This window comes from Parafilimonas terrae, assembly GCF_900115755.1.
Taxonomy (GTDB): domain Bacteria; phylum Bacteroidota; class Bacteroidia; order Chitinophagales; family Chitinophagaceae; genus Parafilimonas; species Parafilimonas terrae.
In genome coordinates, this window is sequence record NZ_FOXQ01000007.1 from 15,660 (window position 1) to 32,030 (window position 16,371).

12 protein-coding genes are annotated in these 16,371 nt (G+C 39.6%); 1 reads left to right on the forward strand and 11 read right to left on the reverse strand.

Going from position 1 to position 16,371, the window contains the following annotated elements; translation table 11 throughout:
* Positions 1-83: 83 nt before the first annotated feature.
* Entirely contained in the window at positions 84-1,031 is a 948-nt protein-coding gene (locus tag BM015_RS12425; protein WP_143075847.1) for a hypothetical protein, read from the reverse strand.
* Positions 1,032-1,146: 115 nt separating this feature from the next.
* On the opposite strand from BM015_RS12425, the gene guaB reads away from it, so the two are divergent.
* Positions 1,147-2,634 (forward strand): IMP dehydrogenase, encoded by a 1,488-nt coding sequence (guaB, locus tag BM015_RS12430; RefSeq protein WP_090658854.1) that lies wholly within the window; start codon positions 1,147-1,149, stop codon positions 2,632-2,634.
* Positions 2,635-2,766: 132 nt separating this feature from the next.
* Here the strand turns inward: guaB and BM015_RS12435 are convergent, their stop codons facing one another.
* The 10 genes from BM015_RS12435 to BM015_RS12480 all read right to left on the reverse strand — a co-directional run bounded on the left by BM015_RS12435 (position 2,767) and on the right by BM015_RS12480 (position 16,346).
* Positions 2,767-3,048 (reverse strand): hypothetical protein, encoded by a 282-nt coding sequence (locus tag BM015_RS12435; protein WP_090658856.1) that lies wholly within the window; start codon positions 3,046-3,048, stop codon positions 2,767-2,769.
* Between the two features lie 146 nt (positions 3,049-3,194).
* Positions 3,195-5,276, reverse strand: a complete 2,082-nt coding sequence (locus BM015_RS12440) for a CehA/McbA family metallohydrolase domain-containing protein (protein WP_090658858.1) — start codon at positions 5,274-5,276, stop codon at positions 3,195-3,197.
* A gap of 5 nt (positions 5,277-5,281) precedes the next feature.
* The gene (locus BM015_RS12445) at positions 5,282-5,917 is read right to left on the reverse strand and encodes a hypothetical protein (protein ID WP_090658860.1); all 636 of its coding nucleotides are present in this window, start codon (positions 5,915-5,917) and stop codon (positions 5,282-5,284) included.
* Between the two features lie 18 nt (positions 5,918-5,935).
* Positions 5,936-6,943 carry a glycoside hydrolase family 43 protein gene (locus tag BM015_RS12450; RefSeq protein WP_090658862.1) on the reverse strand — a complete coding sequence of 336 codons (1,008 nt, stop codon included), beginning with the start codon at positions 6,941-6,943 and terminating at the stop codon, positions 5,936-5,938.
* A 22-nt stretch (positions 6,944-6,965) separates the two neighbouring features.
* Positions 6,966-8,045 (reverse strand): sialidase family protein, encoded by a 1,080-nt coding sequence (locus BM015_RS12455; protein WP_177191896.1) that lies wholly within the window; start codon positions 8,043-8,045, stop codon positions 6,966-6,968.
* Between the two features lie 60 nt (positions 8,046-8,105).
* On the reverse strand, positions 8,106-9,134 hold the full coding sequence (locus BM015_RS12460; protein WP_090658866.1) for a glycoside hydrolase family 43 protein: 1,029 nt from the start codon (positions 9,132-9,134) through the stop codon (positions 8,106-8,108).
* 418 nt (positions 9,135-9,552) lie between these two features.
* The gene (locus BM015_RS12465; RefSeq protein WP_090658869.1) at positions 9,553-10,629 is read right to left on the reverse strand and encodes a glycoside hydrolase family 76 protein; all 1,077 of its coding nucleotides are present in this window, start codon (positions 10,627-10,629) and stop codon (positions 9,553-9,555) included.
* The gene (galK, locus tag BM015_RS12470; protein WP_090658871.1) at positions 10,622-11,797 is read right to left on the reverse strand and encodes a galactokinase; all 1,176 of its coding nucleotides are present in this window, start codon (positions 11,795-11,797) and stop codon (positions 10,622-10,624) included. The genes BM015_RS12465 and galK overlap by 8 nt, the downstream gene beginning before the upstream one ends.
* Before the next feature lie 216 nt (positions 11,798-12,013).
* Positions 12,014-13,699: an arylsulfatase gene (locus tag BM015_RS12475; RefSeq protein ID WP_090658872.1), complete on the reverse strand. Its 1,686-nt coding sequence runs from the start codon at positions 13,697-13,699 to the stop codon at positions 12,014-12,016.
* A gap of 190 nt (positions 13,700-13,889) precedes the next feature.
* Entirely contained in the window at positions 13,890-16,346 is a 2,457-nt protein-coding gene (locus tag BM015_RS12480; protein WP_090659190.1) for a glutaminase family protein, read from the reverse strand.
* Positions 16,347-16,371 lie beyond the last annotated feature (25 nt).

Consider the following 16,371-nt stretch of genomic DNA (forward strand, 5'->3'; position numbering starts at 1 on the left):
TGTTGGTTTTTTATAAAAAGCGCCGCAATATAACGTTAAAATGATAAACGTACTTTTTACACATTTGGCAGATAATTCACCAGTTATTCAGGCTTTGTCTTTTTAACCGGCTTTTTCTTTTTAAAAGTAAAATCGAAGGGGCATGTTATGCCGCGGTGGTTTCCGCAATTATTTTCTTCTTTAACCGTAACGGCGGTTGTTGTAAACTTAAAGCGGATTACACAGGGGTCGCCGCTTTCTGTAAATACGCCATCTTTTTCACCGGTTAAATTCAAGGCGCCTTTTAATTCGCCAATACAATCGCTGCCTTTCTCAAAATGCACAAAAAATAAATAAGAATTTGCGTTTTTCCCATCGCGTACAGAAATAAAATTTTTCTTGTCCTTTATGTAATCGCCACTGTATTTGTTGGCAACGGGAAGCGTATCTATCGGGTTAATGATCTCGTTATTTCTCGCAGTGTCTTCATTTGAATCGCTTAATACTTTTGAAAAATTCCCGGCAGAGGCACTATAGGCAAACCCATTTCTCGTATAAAGGCTCACATTATTAATTACCTTTTCTTTTTTGAGAATAAATGTGGGCTCTGTAGTTATAGAAACACTATGCTTATAACCGTCTTTTTCACCTGAAGCTAATAGTGGAAGTGAAGAAAGGAATGCATGTTTATCGCTCAACACAAAAACACCGAGATTTATTTGCTTACCTTCTTCAAAAGTTGCCAATAAAAAATCCTTATCGCTTTTACGGATAATGCCAGCCGGGTGAATAACCGTTTTCTCCGCGTTTTTCGTAAACCCTTTCAATGCAGTATCGCCAATAAATTGTGTAAAAACAGCAGCACTTATCACGGTGGAATCACCAAAATTTTTCAAGGCGGTGTCGCTGATATAAGCGGGAAGTTTCAGGTTAGGAAATGCTGCAATAAAATCTTCAGCGCTAATTTTTTCGTTGCCGGTAAGGTCTGCTTTACCATGCTTACAGCCATAAAAAAATAAAAAGAATACGAATAACACGCAGGTTTTCTGCATAGAAATATTTAATAATTGCATAAACTTATAAAAATCCCGGCACTTTTAAAAGCGGAATTAACGTATTCTATATTTCAAAATTTGTGCATAATTATTTGCCGCTATATCTTTGCACATGGCAACAATAAATAAGGATTCAAAAGCAACCCGTTTTTTTGGTGAAGGTTTAACCTTCGATGATGTTCTCCTGATGCCGGCTTACAGCCAGGTGCTTCCCCGCGAAACTGATATTTCAACAAAACTTACAAAGTCGCTGAAACTTAATATCCCAATGCTGTCTGCAGCCATGGATACGGTTACAGAGGCGAGCCTTGCTATTGCCCTTGCAAGGGAAGGCGGGCTTGGCATTTTGCATAAGAATATGTCAATTGAAAGGCAGGCCGAGCAGGTGAGGAAGGTAAAACGCAGTGAAAGCGGTCTAATTGTCGACCCGATTACGCTTACGCCTGATTCAACCATTGGCGATGCATTAAAGCTGATGAAAGACAATAAGATCGGCGGCATTCCAATTGTTGACAAGAACAATTTTCTCGCTGGCATTCTCACCAACCGTGATTTAAGGTTTGAAACCGATAAAAAGAAAAAGGTGAGTGAGGCCATGACCAAAGAGAACCTTATTACAGCACCCGATGGCACTGATCTTAAAAAAGCTGAAACCATTCTTCATAAATATAAAATTGAAAAGCTGCCCGTTGTAAACAAGGCCGGCAAACTTACTGGACTGATTACTTACCGGGATATTTTACAACTGCGCAATTATCCAAATGCTGTTAAGGATGAGTTTGGGAGATTGCTGGTTGGTGCGGCCTTGGGCATTACAAAAGATTTAAATGACCGGGCGGCGGCCCTCGTAAATGTGGGTGTTGATATCGTTACTTTAGACAGCGCCCACGGCCACAGCAAAGGCGTAATTACCGCTTTAAAAGGATTGAAGAAAAGCTTTAAAAACCTGCAGGTTATTGCCGGTAATATAGGCACGGCGGCAGGCGCGAAAGCTTTAGCAGAAGCAGGCGCTGACGCAGTGAAAGTAGGCATAGGTCCGGGTTCAATTTGCACCACAAGAATTGTGGCCGGTACCGGCGTACCACAGTTAACTGCCATTATGGAAGCGGCAGGCGCCTTAAAATCTTCCGGCACACCATTGATTGCAGATGGTGGTATTCGCTATACGGGCGATATGGTAAAAGCACTGGCGGCAGGCGCAGATACGGTGATGATGGGAAGCATTTTTGCCGGCACGGAAGAAAGCCCCGGCGAAACCATTATTTATGAAGGCAGGAAATTTAAGGAATACCGTGGCATGGGAAGCATTTCAGCTATGGCGCAGGGCAGCAGCGACCGTTATTTCCAGGATGTGGAAGATGATATTAAAAAGTTTGTGCCCGAAGGCATTGAAGGCCGCGTTGCTTATAAAGGGTTTTTAAGTGAAGTGGTTGCCCAGTTTAATGGCGGTTTGCGGGCAGGCATGGGTTATTGCGGCGCAAAAACAATTGCTGAATTGCAAAAAGCCACATTTGTTAAAATAACCAATGCAGGCATGCGTGAAAGCCATGCGCATGACATTGAAATAACAAGGGAAGCGCCGAATTATAGCAGGAAGTAAAGGTGCAGTTTATAGTCTTTCCCACTTGTTGGTGTTGTCGCTAACAAGTGGGTTTCATAAACAATACCATCTTCATATAATCAAATTCGTTGGTCACAAAACCAACAAAGGCAGAGCGTTTTTAAGGGCTGACTAAATTAGATTCACCAGATTTTGAAGCCCTTTCTCTTTTTGGGCATCTTGATCAGGCTCAAATATTATATTAATCAGCATTTCTTGAGTTTGATAATCAAATAATTGAATAGCTAAATAATCCATACCCCAAAATTGAATCGCTCCAACTTTGAATTTATTTTCAAAAACTACTTCTTGTAATTCTCCAAAATCTCCCTCCGGAAAATGCCTGTATTCTATTTCATATTGTTTAAAAAAATGTTTCAATTCCTGTTTAAACAATTTAATATCATATTTCATAATTATTAAACTTTTGAAAATAATATCGCTTCATCCACCCTTGTTGTTGTCACCAACAAGGAGTTTCATAAACAATATCATCATTCATACAATCAAATTTGTTGGTCACAAGGCCAACAACGGCTGCAGAATAGCGCCTGCATTTACTACTCCTCCAGCCACACCGTTTGTGTAAATGCACCGTTCACCGCAACATCCCATACTGCTGCACGAACCCATTTCCTGTTTTTTAAATTGATGTTGAAAGTAAAATCCTTATCACCAAAAGCAGTTGTATTATTCAGGCTGACGCTGTCGCGATAAACATTTTTTCCATCGCCCGAAATTATTTCAACATACTGCAACGGGAATGTCCAGTTTAAATGCATATTAATTTTCGCATTCCCATTTGCATCAGGCCTTGCAATTTCATTTGTTGCTTTACCATTTACCGTAAATGATGGAATTAATACTTCGCCTGTTGTTGTAAAAAATTTCCCCTGTTGCATCGCAGTTAAAATCGGCTGCCAGCTTTCATCAAATTTCGGAAGTGTATTCAACTGCAGGTAGTTCACATTCAAATGTGCATACATTTCGTTTTCGGGCTCAATGCTAAAAACATCGGCTTCACCAATTACATGTTTTTTCAAACCCCAGTTATTCATATCATCCATTAAATCCAGCACACGTTTACCTAATCGCGGTTGTGAAAGATCGGCAGGCATTGCTTTCCAGGCTGCGCCTAAAAAATGATCAGAAGTGAAGAAAGAAGCATTTTTATACTTGTCAGGATAACCAACAGAGCCTTTTGTGCGAGGATGCGCTGTCCATGCTAATCCATTTTCATCTTTCAACAAATTGAACATGTCTGTTGTATCACCAATATGATAAATCTTTCCATATTGTTTATCAAAACTCAAATAAGGCGTATTTGCGTTTCTGCTCATGATCCAATACACCGGCTTTGGAAAAAATGCGAGCCAATGCCCGCCAAAAAATTCATTTGGCTCTTCACCGGGCAGCAATAAAAACCCGTCATCAGATAATCTTTTGCATTGCTCAAACAAAGCATGCAGTTCATTAAGCCTTGTGCTGTCAGGCCCTTTTGGATGTGCCGTGTAATGAAACTCTGCGAGGTGAACAATATCAACACCAGTGTTCTTAAAAACATTTACAAAGCTTGGGTGTTCGGGAACTGGTTTTCCTTTCAGCACAACATTCATGATAAACTCATTATGAAAATGGCTGCTCATGGTTTTATAGCCAGGCAAGGCTACATAACGATCATCATGCGTAAACTTTTTTACCGCATTTATATTTTGTTCAGCATTGTGGCTGCTAATCAAACAAAAGAAATTCAAACGTTGTTTTGTACCCGGCGGTGCATTAAACCAGGGCACAAAACGCTTATCACCTTCCGGCTCTTGCCGTATGCCCATTCCAAAGCCTTTCAGCAACTTCCGGTAGTTATTTCCATACCATGTAAACTTTAAATTAAAAGCTTCATCCAACGGGTAAAAATATTGATGCGGCGCAGGGAAAACAGCAAGGCTTCCGCTATTATTTTCACCTGCAATCGTTCTGTATTTTACTGCTATGTTTTTTGCCGTATCGTTTGCATTGATTGCAGATTGTATCAAACGATCACCGGTATCGTTCCAGGCAATTTTATTCCATTCATTTGATGCGCTCATTAATCCTGCATCATATAAAATGGCAGTTGAATCAACGTTGGTTGCAAGCACGGCAGCCACATTAAATAAAGGGCTTCCATTATAAACAGTTATTTCAAGAAAGCCGCTAAAAGATGCTGCCTGCATATTATAAATTCTAACGATGGTATGTGTGCCTTCTGTTATAACTGCGGCGCTGTCTTTGTGAAGGTTGACAACAAAAGATTCATGCGGCTTAAGCGGCACTTTATCAAAGAAAATATTCCAGCCGTTTTGTGAAACAAGATCACGTTTACCAACAGTTAAAATAAATGCAGGATCAATATTGTTGGCAATATTTTTTAATGATGTTTTATCACCTGTAGAAATTGCTTTAAACAAGGGTTTATTTTTTGAAAGATCAAGCAACATCTTTCCATAATCATCGTGGCCTGTTGGCCAGCTTATTGAAATAACACTGTCGGTAACAAATAATGATGTCTTACTTTTTTTATTATACTGGCTAGTACGAACAAGATCTTGCGAATAACCAATAACGGAAATACATAAAAGAATAGCAGGTAATAAATATTTCATTCGTTTTAATTACTGTTACAGAATTCAATTAAAGCAGCAACCGTTTCGTTTTTTTTAAAATTCACCTTATTCTTTTTTGTGTAATCTTCTATTGCACTTTCCTTATCTGAAAAAACTTTTTTTATATCTTTCACATTGGTGATCAAAATATATTTTCCATCTTTCTTTAAGAAGTAAGCCGTTTTATTTTTAAAACTATACTCATCGGGCAGCGATAAAGAATAAGCCCTTCCGCCCCGCTTAAGGTCTGCAATATTTGTAACTGCAGTTGTTTGCGATTTGCCAAAACCGGTTTCATTACCTGATGGAATAATATCAGATGTATGCTGCAAAAGCAAGGCAACAGGCGTTTGCGTGGCAACTTCATAAAACATATTATCGCCGGGTATAAATTTTTTATCGTTCAGGTAAACTGTATCAACTTCCTGTATTTTATCCAATGCGAGGAATTGTTCACCCTGTTTAAATATCATTTCCTGCGTAAGCGTGTTATAATTAAGTTGTGTTTTTGTAACCGTTCCGGATTTTTGCAGCACACTTCCTTCTTTAAATTCGGGAAACAAATACTGCGTCAACTGTTTTTGCGCAAACACACCTTTATATATAAGTATTGCAGCAAGCAGTAATACATACTTTTTCATAATTGATATATTAGAGCGTTAATATTTCTTTTCAACAACAGGCCAGCCGTTTTTATATACCACCGGCTGAATGCACATTACACGCCGCACATATTTATTTTTCTTTTCTGCTTTTGATGCATCAGCCTCACGCTTAAAATTCGCATGATAAGCCATCCAGGCATTACCATCTTTATCATGCACAATTGAATTATGGCCTGGCGCTGTCCAGGCATCATCTTTTGCAAGAATAACGCTGCTGCTGTTTGCCCTGGTTTCACCCAATCTTGTAAACGGGCCAAAAGCATTATCAGCGCGTGCAACCATTACTGCATAGTTAGCGTTATCACCACAACAATTATTGCCTGAATAATATAAATAATATTGATCGTCATAATAATCAACCCAGGCGCCTTCCACTAACTTATCATACAATTTTTCTTTATTGGTTGCGATCACTTCAATAGCTTTTGTACCGGGTTTTATTTCTTTCCAGTCATCTGTTAATTCGCTCACACTTATCGGTGCAAAATCAGAACCCCAATACATAATCTTCTTTTTTGTTTTTGGATCAACCATTGCCATAGGGTCCAGCACTTTAAAATCTTTTCCTTTCATCAGGGGCGAACCTTTATCAACAAAAGGGCCTGTTGGCTTTGTTGCAAATGCAACACCAATGCACATCCCGTAGGTCGTATCATCGCTTTTTGCACAATAAAACATTACATATTGCTTTATACCTTCATCATATAAAACATGCGGCGCCCAATAGTTTTGCGTAGTGCTTGCCCATGAAGCTTTTTGCGGCAGGGCATCGCCAATATAAGTCCAGTTAAAAAGATCAGTTGAAGAAGCAAGCTGAATATTATTCAGTTTACCATCATGCCTGCCATTGGTGGCATAAGCATAATATTTCCCATCGGGCGCAAGTATAACTGTGGGATCAGGAAAATCCTGGTTGATTACAGGATTATGTTTTGCATTTGCTTGCTGCGCATTACCAACAAGCGAAGTGCATAAAATGAAAACGAATAAAAAATATTTCATGGGCTGCTGTGTTTAACATGAATTATTTAATGAAGGTTGCTGTTGCAGAATCATTCAAATTATTTGTATTATAAAACAACCTGCAGGCGCCATTCACTTTCTTCAATGCAAGCTCTAAAACTTTTTGATTATTCAACAACAATAATTGCGAACTATAATTTTCGCATGGGTTTTTTCCATCCGATGGCGAAGCAACAGGTGCTCTCACTTCTGTCCATAAGCCTTCACCATTATTTCGATTAACCATATACACACTGCCATTATTATCTGCAATTGTATTATCAGCATTTTTATTCAGCACCTGTCCTATCAATAGTAACACACCATTCTTTGTGCCATCATCAAACCAGGTTATGGTTGGCGCGTGTGAAAAATGGTTACCATTTGTTGACTCAACTCTTGCACCTAAACCTGTTGCATTGCCCCAATCGTTACCATCTTTAGAAAACCTTATGTATGTATCACAATTATTACCACATACTTCATAACACATAATATAAGTGCCGTTAGCAAGTTTTGTAACCGTAGGCATACCGGGCCGTTTAATATTGTCATTCACGGCAACATCTTTTATATCATCACTCCAGGTTAAACCTCCATCTGTTGAAATGCGGTGCGCTATTATTTGATTATAACCTTGTGCTTTATATTCTTCACTTGAAAAAAACATTAATAAATTTTGTTTATCATCCACTATAAACTCAGGTTCCCATAAACCAATCTCACCTTTAACGGCAGTGGAATAAAACTGCCATGTGCGTGCATGGTCTTCACTTTTGTAAATGCGGATAGAACAATTCGTTCGCGGCGTTTGATCTGTACCAACAGATGTTGCCCAAAACAATGTACCCGCTTTAGTATCGTTTAATTTTTCAGGAAACACATATAGTTCACTGCAGCAGTTGCGTGGCGGCGTGGTTTCTTTAAGATTGGAGACAGTCGCCCATGTTTTACCGCTGTCTTTACTTTCATAAAATGCGCCGGTGTTGCCATTATCAAAACTTGTAATCAAATCACCATTTTGCATTTGCACTATTCTTGGATAATAAGCAACCCTGTCTGCAAGCATTGTTTGCGCAGGTAAGGCAGCATATATTATCATGCAAAAAACTAATAACATAATATGTTTAAGCAAGCTGCGCATATCGTAGTTAATTATTCATCATTCTGCCGGAACCGCCATTGGTACACCCGTTGCAACTGGCTCGCCAAAATTGGGCGTTCCATCTGCATTCCATGTAAATCTTTGTGCACGCGGGCTGCGTTTATTGCCACAGCCATCGCCGGGATTGCTATTGGCATGATATAAAATCCAGTTCTCTTTCCCGTTAGGCGAAACAAAAAAACTATTATGGCCCGGCGCATACACTTTATTTGCAGCAGAAGATTGAAATACAGGCTGTGCAGATTTTTTCCAGGAAGCAGCATCAAGCAAATCTGCATCAACATTTGCGGTTAACATACCCAGTGCATAACGATCCGTCCAGCAGCCGCTGGCAGAATAGATTAAAAATATTTTGTCATTATGCAATAAAAATTCAGGGCCTTCATTCACGCTTACATGTGCAGGGTCATTTGGCGAATTCAAATCACCGTTTAATTCCCATTCATATTCCGGCTTCGATAACAAGGTGCGTTTTCCATCAATCGTCCACGGGTTTTTCATGGCAGCAATGTATATATCCTGCTCACCATTCACATCGCCTTTCCATCCGCTCCATATAAAATATAATTTCCCTTTCAGTTCAATGGCCGAACCGTCAATGCTCCACTTATCTTCCGGCGTTGTAAGCTTGCCTTTCAATATCCATTCGCCCTGCAAAGGATCAGCCGATGCATTTTCCAGCACATACATGCGATGATCATTGTTGTTGCCACTGTCTGCAGCAAAATATACATACCATTTATTGTTGAAGAAATGAATTTCAGGCGCCCATAATTCCTTTGAATATTCTTTACCGGGGGGAGGCGCCCACACAACTTTTTTTTCTGCTGAAGACAGGTAAGCAATATTTTTTGTTTTCCATATGGTAATGTTATGCCCGGTTGAATTGGTATAATAATAATAGCCGTCTTTATAAATCGTCCACGGGTCCGGCCCTGATGGCAACAAAGGATTGGTAAAAGTTTTTTGTGCATTTGCTATTATTCCAAACAGCAATAAAAAAACTGCAATAATGTTTGCCTTCATAATTAATTTATTTAAACAACTTCGTTGTTTTTTGATGATGATTATGTTACCAGCGACAGAACAGGTGGCATCTTCGTTGCGTCGCATTACCGTCATCAGCATATTTTCATGGCGACTGAAGATTTATGTTTTCAGTTGCGACAATACATTTATGCAACCTGAATTTTTTAGAGATGTCTCGTCACCTCAACACGACGCTCGAAAAGTTTAATAAACATAATCACTTCAAACGTCAACGTCATTCAGCTAAAACAGAAATCTCTTAAATCATTTCAAACTGCAAAAGAATCGGGAGATGTCTCGTTATCCCGGCATGACGTTCGAAGAACCTAAATAAACACAACCACGTTGAACGTCATTTCGACGACAGGAGAAATCTCTTGTCATTAACCGCTCTTACATACACAAAGAACTATCGTCAATTCACTGCCTGCAACCTTGCATAAACCTCCACCATTGCCGCCTGGTCAATAAGGCTTTTCTTCCTGGCATTATGTCCTAATAAACCATTAGTGTTTTTTTCATCACGCCATATTCTTTCAGCTTCGTTATACCATAAATGAAGCAGTTGTTTATCATGATTAACATTGTACAATTCTATATAACCCCTCAGCATAACTGCATTAAACCAGTAATGGCCTGGCAGTTTATTATTTTTATAAAAAAAATTTGTTGCCGCTGCAGCCATGCTTTCCGCACGTTGCAAATATTTTTTATCATGCGTTATGTTATACAGCAAAACATTCGATTGCAGCATGGTGCCGGTGTTATAGGTATATTTAGCCGAATCAATTTTAAGCGAAGGAATTTTTATGTTATCATAATACAAACCATCCGGCGATTGCAAATGCGCATTCACCCAATTGTATAATTGAAGGGCTGTTTGTAAATATTTATTATCATTTGTAATTTTATACAACTGCAATGCCACCAGGATACCCGGCCCGTTAGAGCAGGTATTTTTTGTTGTTTTATCTGCATACTTCCAATATAAACCGCCGCCGGCAGCACTATCATAACCTGTCATCATAAAATCATATATCATCACTGCAGCATCCAGGTATTTCTTTTCATGCTCACGATTATAAATGTCTATGTAAGCAATGGCTATCCATTGGTTATCGTCATAAAAAGCATCATCTTTTTTTTCTTTCACAACAGATGCCTGGTAAGAAGGCAATGATGTTGCAGTGGTATAATATTGATCGATAGCATCAACCACCGGTTGAATATAATTTACTGAAGGATTAATAACTGAGGCTTCATTCGCGGCCTGTATCAATGCACATAAAGGCCATAAAAATGAGTGCGTTTGTTTTTCGCCCTGCACACATTCTTCATAATACAGTTTATTGCCTGCATCATAAAAATAGCGGTTGATGTTGCTATACACCGAATTTATAAATGGCCTGTAATCTTTTACAGGCTGCGCATTGCTGCAATAATTAACTGCAATAAAAAAGCAACATACCAAATATCTTTTTACACTACTCATGATATAAGCTGGTTGCGGTTTCTGCTATGCAGGCGCCGTCTTCTATTGAAGCCACATAAGCGGCAAGATTAAAACCTGTTCTCTCCCTGTATGCTTCCCGCACATCATAAATCAGTTCTTCCACGGCATCTTCTTTTACAATATTGATAGTGCAGCCGCCAAAACCTCCACCCATCATACGAGCCCCGATAACACCGGAATTGCTTTTAACGAGATCAACCAATATATCAAGCTCCGTGCAGCTTACTTCAAACAATTTACTTAACCCTTTATGAGTAGCATACATCTTTTTACCGAAAGCAGCAATATCGTTGTTCTGCAAATCAATGCAGCCTGCAAGCAATCTTTCATTTTCTTCTATAACAAAGCGGCAGCGGTTATATACAACTTTATCATGCGCAACATATTTATCGAGCATTTCAGCATTTACATCCCGCAGGCTTTGCACGTATGGATGATGTTGCTGAACCAATGCCACGCCTTGCTCACACTCCTTTCTTCTGCTGTTATATTCAGAAAAAGCAAGCGAATGCCTGATGCTGCTGTTTAATAAAACAATTTTAACGCCATCCTGTTTAAAAGGAAAATATTCATATTCATAAGAGCGGCAATCAAGACATATTACATGATCTTTTTTTCCAAACATGCTGGTAAACATATCCATGATACCGCATTGCAAACCCACAAATTCCTGCTCCGCTTTTTGCGCTATCATCACCATATCAAGTTTGCTTATGCCGAGATCAAACAATTCACTCAAAGCAAAAACAGTGGCGCATTCAATGGCCGCCGAAGAAGCCATGCCTGCACCAACAGGCACATCACCATCAATAACTATATTAAAACCTGTAACGGCATAATTTCTTTTTACCAGTTGCTCTACAACGCCAAGCACGTAACTGCTCCAGTTAAATTTAGGCTGCCGCAGTTTTTCAATATCGGCAATATAATTTTCGTTGTATTCTTCCGCATAAAGATGAATCTTGTTGTCGCTGCGTTTGTTCACTGCAACATAAATGGCTTTATCAATGGCAGCCGGCAATACAAACCCATTGTTATAATCCGTATGCTCGCCGATAAGGTTTATTCTTCCCGGTGCACGTATTATAAGAGGGTCTGCATGATGCATTTGCCGGAAAAGCCTTTGCAATCTGTCTGTATCACACATACAAAAAAAGTTTAGGCCTCACCCCCGTTCTCCCGACATACCGGGAGATGCCTCAATTCATAATTTCATTATATCATTCAAGAGCGGGCGTTTGATTATTTAGTTGATATTATTCTTTATGTTTTATTTTTTATTAAAATGATTGCCAGGCATTAAAATCAATCTTTGAATTACATGCACACCTATTCACGTTTGGCGATTCACGATTGACTCCGATCATTTCTTCGGAAAAACGAGGTTTGCATTAGCCCATATTTTCCATACACTATCCATCTGCCGCACCTTTTCAGGATATTTTGCAGCAAGATCATTCATCTCTGTTTCATCATCTGCTATGTGATATAAATGCCAGGCCTCGTTATTTTTTGCAACCAGTTTCCATTCTCCTTTTCGTATATATTTTGCGCCAAAATGTTCATTGCATAAAACATCATGGCCGGTATATTTTTCATCTTTCAAAACAGGTAAAAAGCTTATGCCCTGAACAGGCAGGATTGCATGGCCGTTATAGGTTTCAGGATAAGTTGCTTTTGCCAATTCAAGGCAGGTGGGCATTATATCCATTACATGACAAACCTCTTTATTGATGCTGCCTTTTTTTAACTTCAATCCATTTGGCCAGAAGGCAATAAATGGCGTGTGAATGCCGCCTTCGTATGACTCGGCTTTCCAGTAACGGTAAGGCGTATTGGCAACATTGGCCCAGCGTGGCCCGATGGAAGTATATGTTGTTTCAGGGCCGGGCATAATATCTTTATTCGTTACATAATGAATGGTTTTACCATCCCTTGTTTCAGAAGGCCTGTCGAAGCCAGGGCCGTAATTAGCCGCTACTTCTGCACTGGCGCCATTATCACTTAAAAAAATAATGACCGTGTTGTTTAATTGATTGGTTTGTTTTAAAGCAGTAATGATTCTTCCAATTCCCTGGTCAATACGGTCAACCATAGCAGCGTGCACCGCCATAGCCCTTGCATCCCAGTCTTTGTGCGGATTATCTTTCCAATGCAAACTATCTTCCCATCTTGCTGATAACGGCGCTTTGCCTGGATCGACCAATCCAATCTTTACCATTTTATTATACCGCGCTTCACGCACGGCTTCCCAGCCAGATGTATAAGTACTTATATATTTTTGAATATCTTCTTCCGGGGCCATCAATGGCCAGTGCGGCGCTGTTTGCGCTACGTATAAAAAGAAAGGTTTATTACTGCTGCTTAATTCTTTTATATAAGCAACTGCAGTATCATTAATTGCATCGGTATGATAATAATCTTTAGGCACTTCTTTTATTGGCGTGGAGCCGCTGACTAAACTGAACGGATCAAAATAATCGACCACGCCCCAAATATTGCCAAAATATTTTTCAAAGCCACGGTTAACCGGGTATTGTTCAATAGGTGAAAACAATGGTGCATCCAACTGATGATTCAGCCATTTTAACTGATCTTCTTTTGTTGACTGTTCCACCGTATTTGATACATGCCATTTGCCAGACATTGCCGTGTGGTAACCAGCCTGTTTCAGCAGCTCCGCAATAGTAGCAACGCTGTCTGTAATGTGACCTCGATAACCCGGTAAATGCCTGTCTTCCGTCATTTCGCCAATGCCTGCATTATGATTATACATACCCGTTAATAACGAAGCACGGCTTGGACAACATCTTGATGTATTATAGAAATTGCTGAAACGCACACCATTGGCAGCAAGATAATCGAGATTAGGCGTATTGATTTCACCGCCATAGCAACCTATATCTGAAAAGCCAAGGTCATCTGCAAGAATAATAATAATGTTGGGACATGAATCTTTTGCAGGCAAAGGGCGCTCGTCTTTATGAATAACAAATGATGCAAGTGCAACAATGATTATTAGCGGTATAATGGATGCAATTTTTTTCATACCCTCACCCTCAGTCCCTCTCCATAAATGTAGAGGGATGCCCCGCTTTGAAGTTTGATTACATAGTTTAAGAGCGGGTGCCTGATTATTTTAGAAGTTGATATTTATTTATAGATGCAATTCTTAATCATACAAACTAACATTCACGATTTACGATTCAAGCTTTACAACACCAATGACAACCCGCCGCTCACTTCGCCATTTTATCTTTCAGCACTTTCATAAAATAGCCGCCAACAACACTGCGTGCCTGGAAGCCAACCTGCCTGCCATCTGTTGTCTCATGCCAGTCGCTCAAAGGCACACGTGTTGGCGTTTCTGTTGCATAACGATAGATGGGGTTTACAAGCAAATCAAAATCTGCTTTGTTGTTCGTTAAACCCGCAGTCCACATAATCCAATCACTCTTCGTATAAGTCTTGCGGCTGTCTAAAGGCAAACCGTATTTGTTTTGTTTGGTGAGATAATACCTGATCTCTTTATCATAAACTTCCTGTGGAAAAAGATTTAAATCAAGCACTTTATCCCAAACTAAATTATACTTCTGGCTCCAGGTATCGCCCTTATCAAAAGTTAAAGCATAGTGATCGCCAACATCATCCATTTTCATCCAGCGCAAAGCCATTGCTTTTGCGGTATCTGTATATTTTTGAGCCGTTGCTTTATCGCCCAGCATATCAGCCATCATGCCATAACATGCAATGCCAACAATTGCTTTTGCAGAAAGGTTTGCATTGCGGGCAAGATGACCAGCGAAATCATCTGTGCATAATTGATTAGCCGGATCGAAACCATCTTTCATTAAGAAATCAACCCATTGCGTTAATGTTTTCCAATGCTTCTTTGCATAATCTGCATTGCCTTGTGCTTTACAAAGTGCGGCAGTTGTAATAATCATGTTACCGCTTTCTTCCACCGGCATTCCTTCGCCATAAGTTTGGCCGTTGGCGATTGGATAAGTGCCAAGGTCATGTGCTGCATAAGCTTCTTTAAAGTTGCCGCTTTCAGTATAATAAAAAATGCCATTCAGCATTCCTTTTATTAATTCAGGATTATAGGCGAGATATAAAGGCGCTGATGGATAAGTAATATCAACCGTATTGATGGAGCCATTGCTGAAGTTTTCTTTTGACAGGAAAAGAATTTCACCATCAGGGCTTTTTGTAACAGCGTGCGCAGCGATTGATTGACGATAAGCCATGATGCAAAGTTTTGCATACGTTTCGCCACCGGCAGCCACAGCATCATTCCATATCATATTATTTATAGCATCGCATTTTGCCAATACATCTTTATATTCTTTGTATGATTGATTCAATACGCCTTCAATGGTTACACCATCTTTTAACTTCCACCAGCATTTTAAATTTTGATGGAAATATTGAACCGCATACAAATCATCATAACCAACCATTACCAATTTCTCTGTTGCAGTTGTTCCCACTTTTTCTGCAGGAAAAACTGTATTCAGCATTAATTGTTTTCCGGTTGAAATATTTTTTGCTGATGTATTGCTCACGAAATTTTTCAAGCCATCATCAATAGTTGTAATGCTTTGTTTTGGTTTTAAAGACAAAGGGGCAGCTATGTAAACATAACCCCAATCGATGCGAAGGTTATCGCCTTTCTTTTGCAAGATGGGTTGTTCTACAGTGCCTGCTTTCAACAACGAAAGGCCGCCATTATTATATTGAGATGCATTTACCGCCTGCGCAGGCACATTTACAGCCAGGTCAGTAGTTGCACCAAAATACAATTGCACATTATGCTGTGCGCCATCATTGGATTTTGTTTTGAATGATATATATGAAACGGGCCTCGTCATTATATCAAGGTCGTTTATTAATAATGGGGAAGTAAAGGTTACATCAAGATCAACAGCGCCGCAGGTAAATGTATAAGCGGTTTGTGTTGCATTCATATCCAGGCCTGTTTGTTTAGCGAGCTCAATACTGTTAAGTGAAGCATCAGGTTTGGGATCAACACTTAAACCAAAATCCAAACCTTGCCCACCGGCGGTATTGGCAACATGAATAGCGATAATATTATTTCCTTTTATCAACTTGCTTTTAACAGCATCATCCATTTCAAAATATTCAGCCGTATTATTCCACCCGTTACGGCTATAAACCTTTTCACCATTCAGGTAAACTTCCACATTATCATCATGAAACAACTTCAGGTATAATTTCCTGTCGGGAATTGCATTCAACGTAAATGTTCTGCGCACCCAAAGGTTATTGCTTTTCCAAAGTGTTTTTGCCTGCCTGTCGTTATCGCTGAAAGGCGCTGCACCTGTTTTCCATTTGCTATCATCAAATGATGCATTCATCCAGCCCTCAGCAGGCAACTCTTCAGTGTATTTAACATTGTAAGCCGCTTCATCCGAAGCAGGTAATATCGTTTCAGGCGCTTTCTCTTCCTTGCCTAAAAAGCGATATACTTTATTGTCAACTTTTATTAAACCTATCAGCGATTGATTAGTGCCCGTCCAATGTTTTGTTGGCGATGCATTCAACTCGTCGCTAAAACTCCATACACAGAAGTATGGGTTGTGCGTGATTAAAGGATAAGCCGGCGCTTTTGTTACCTGCGCAAAGAGTTGTTGTGAAAAGAATAAAAGGATAAATATTTTTAGTACTCTCATCTTTATAAATTTAGACCTCACCCTC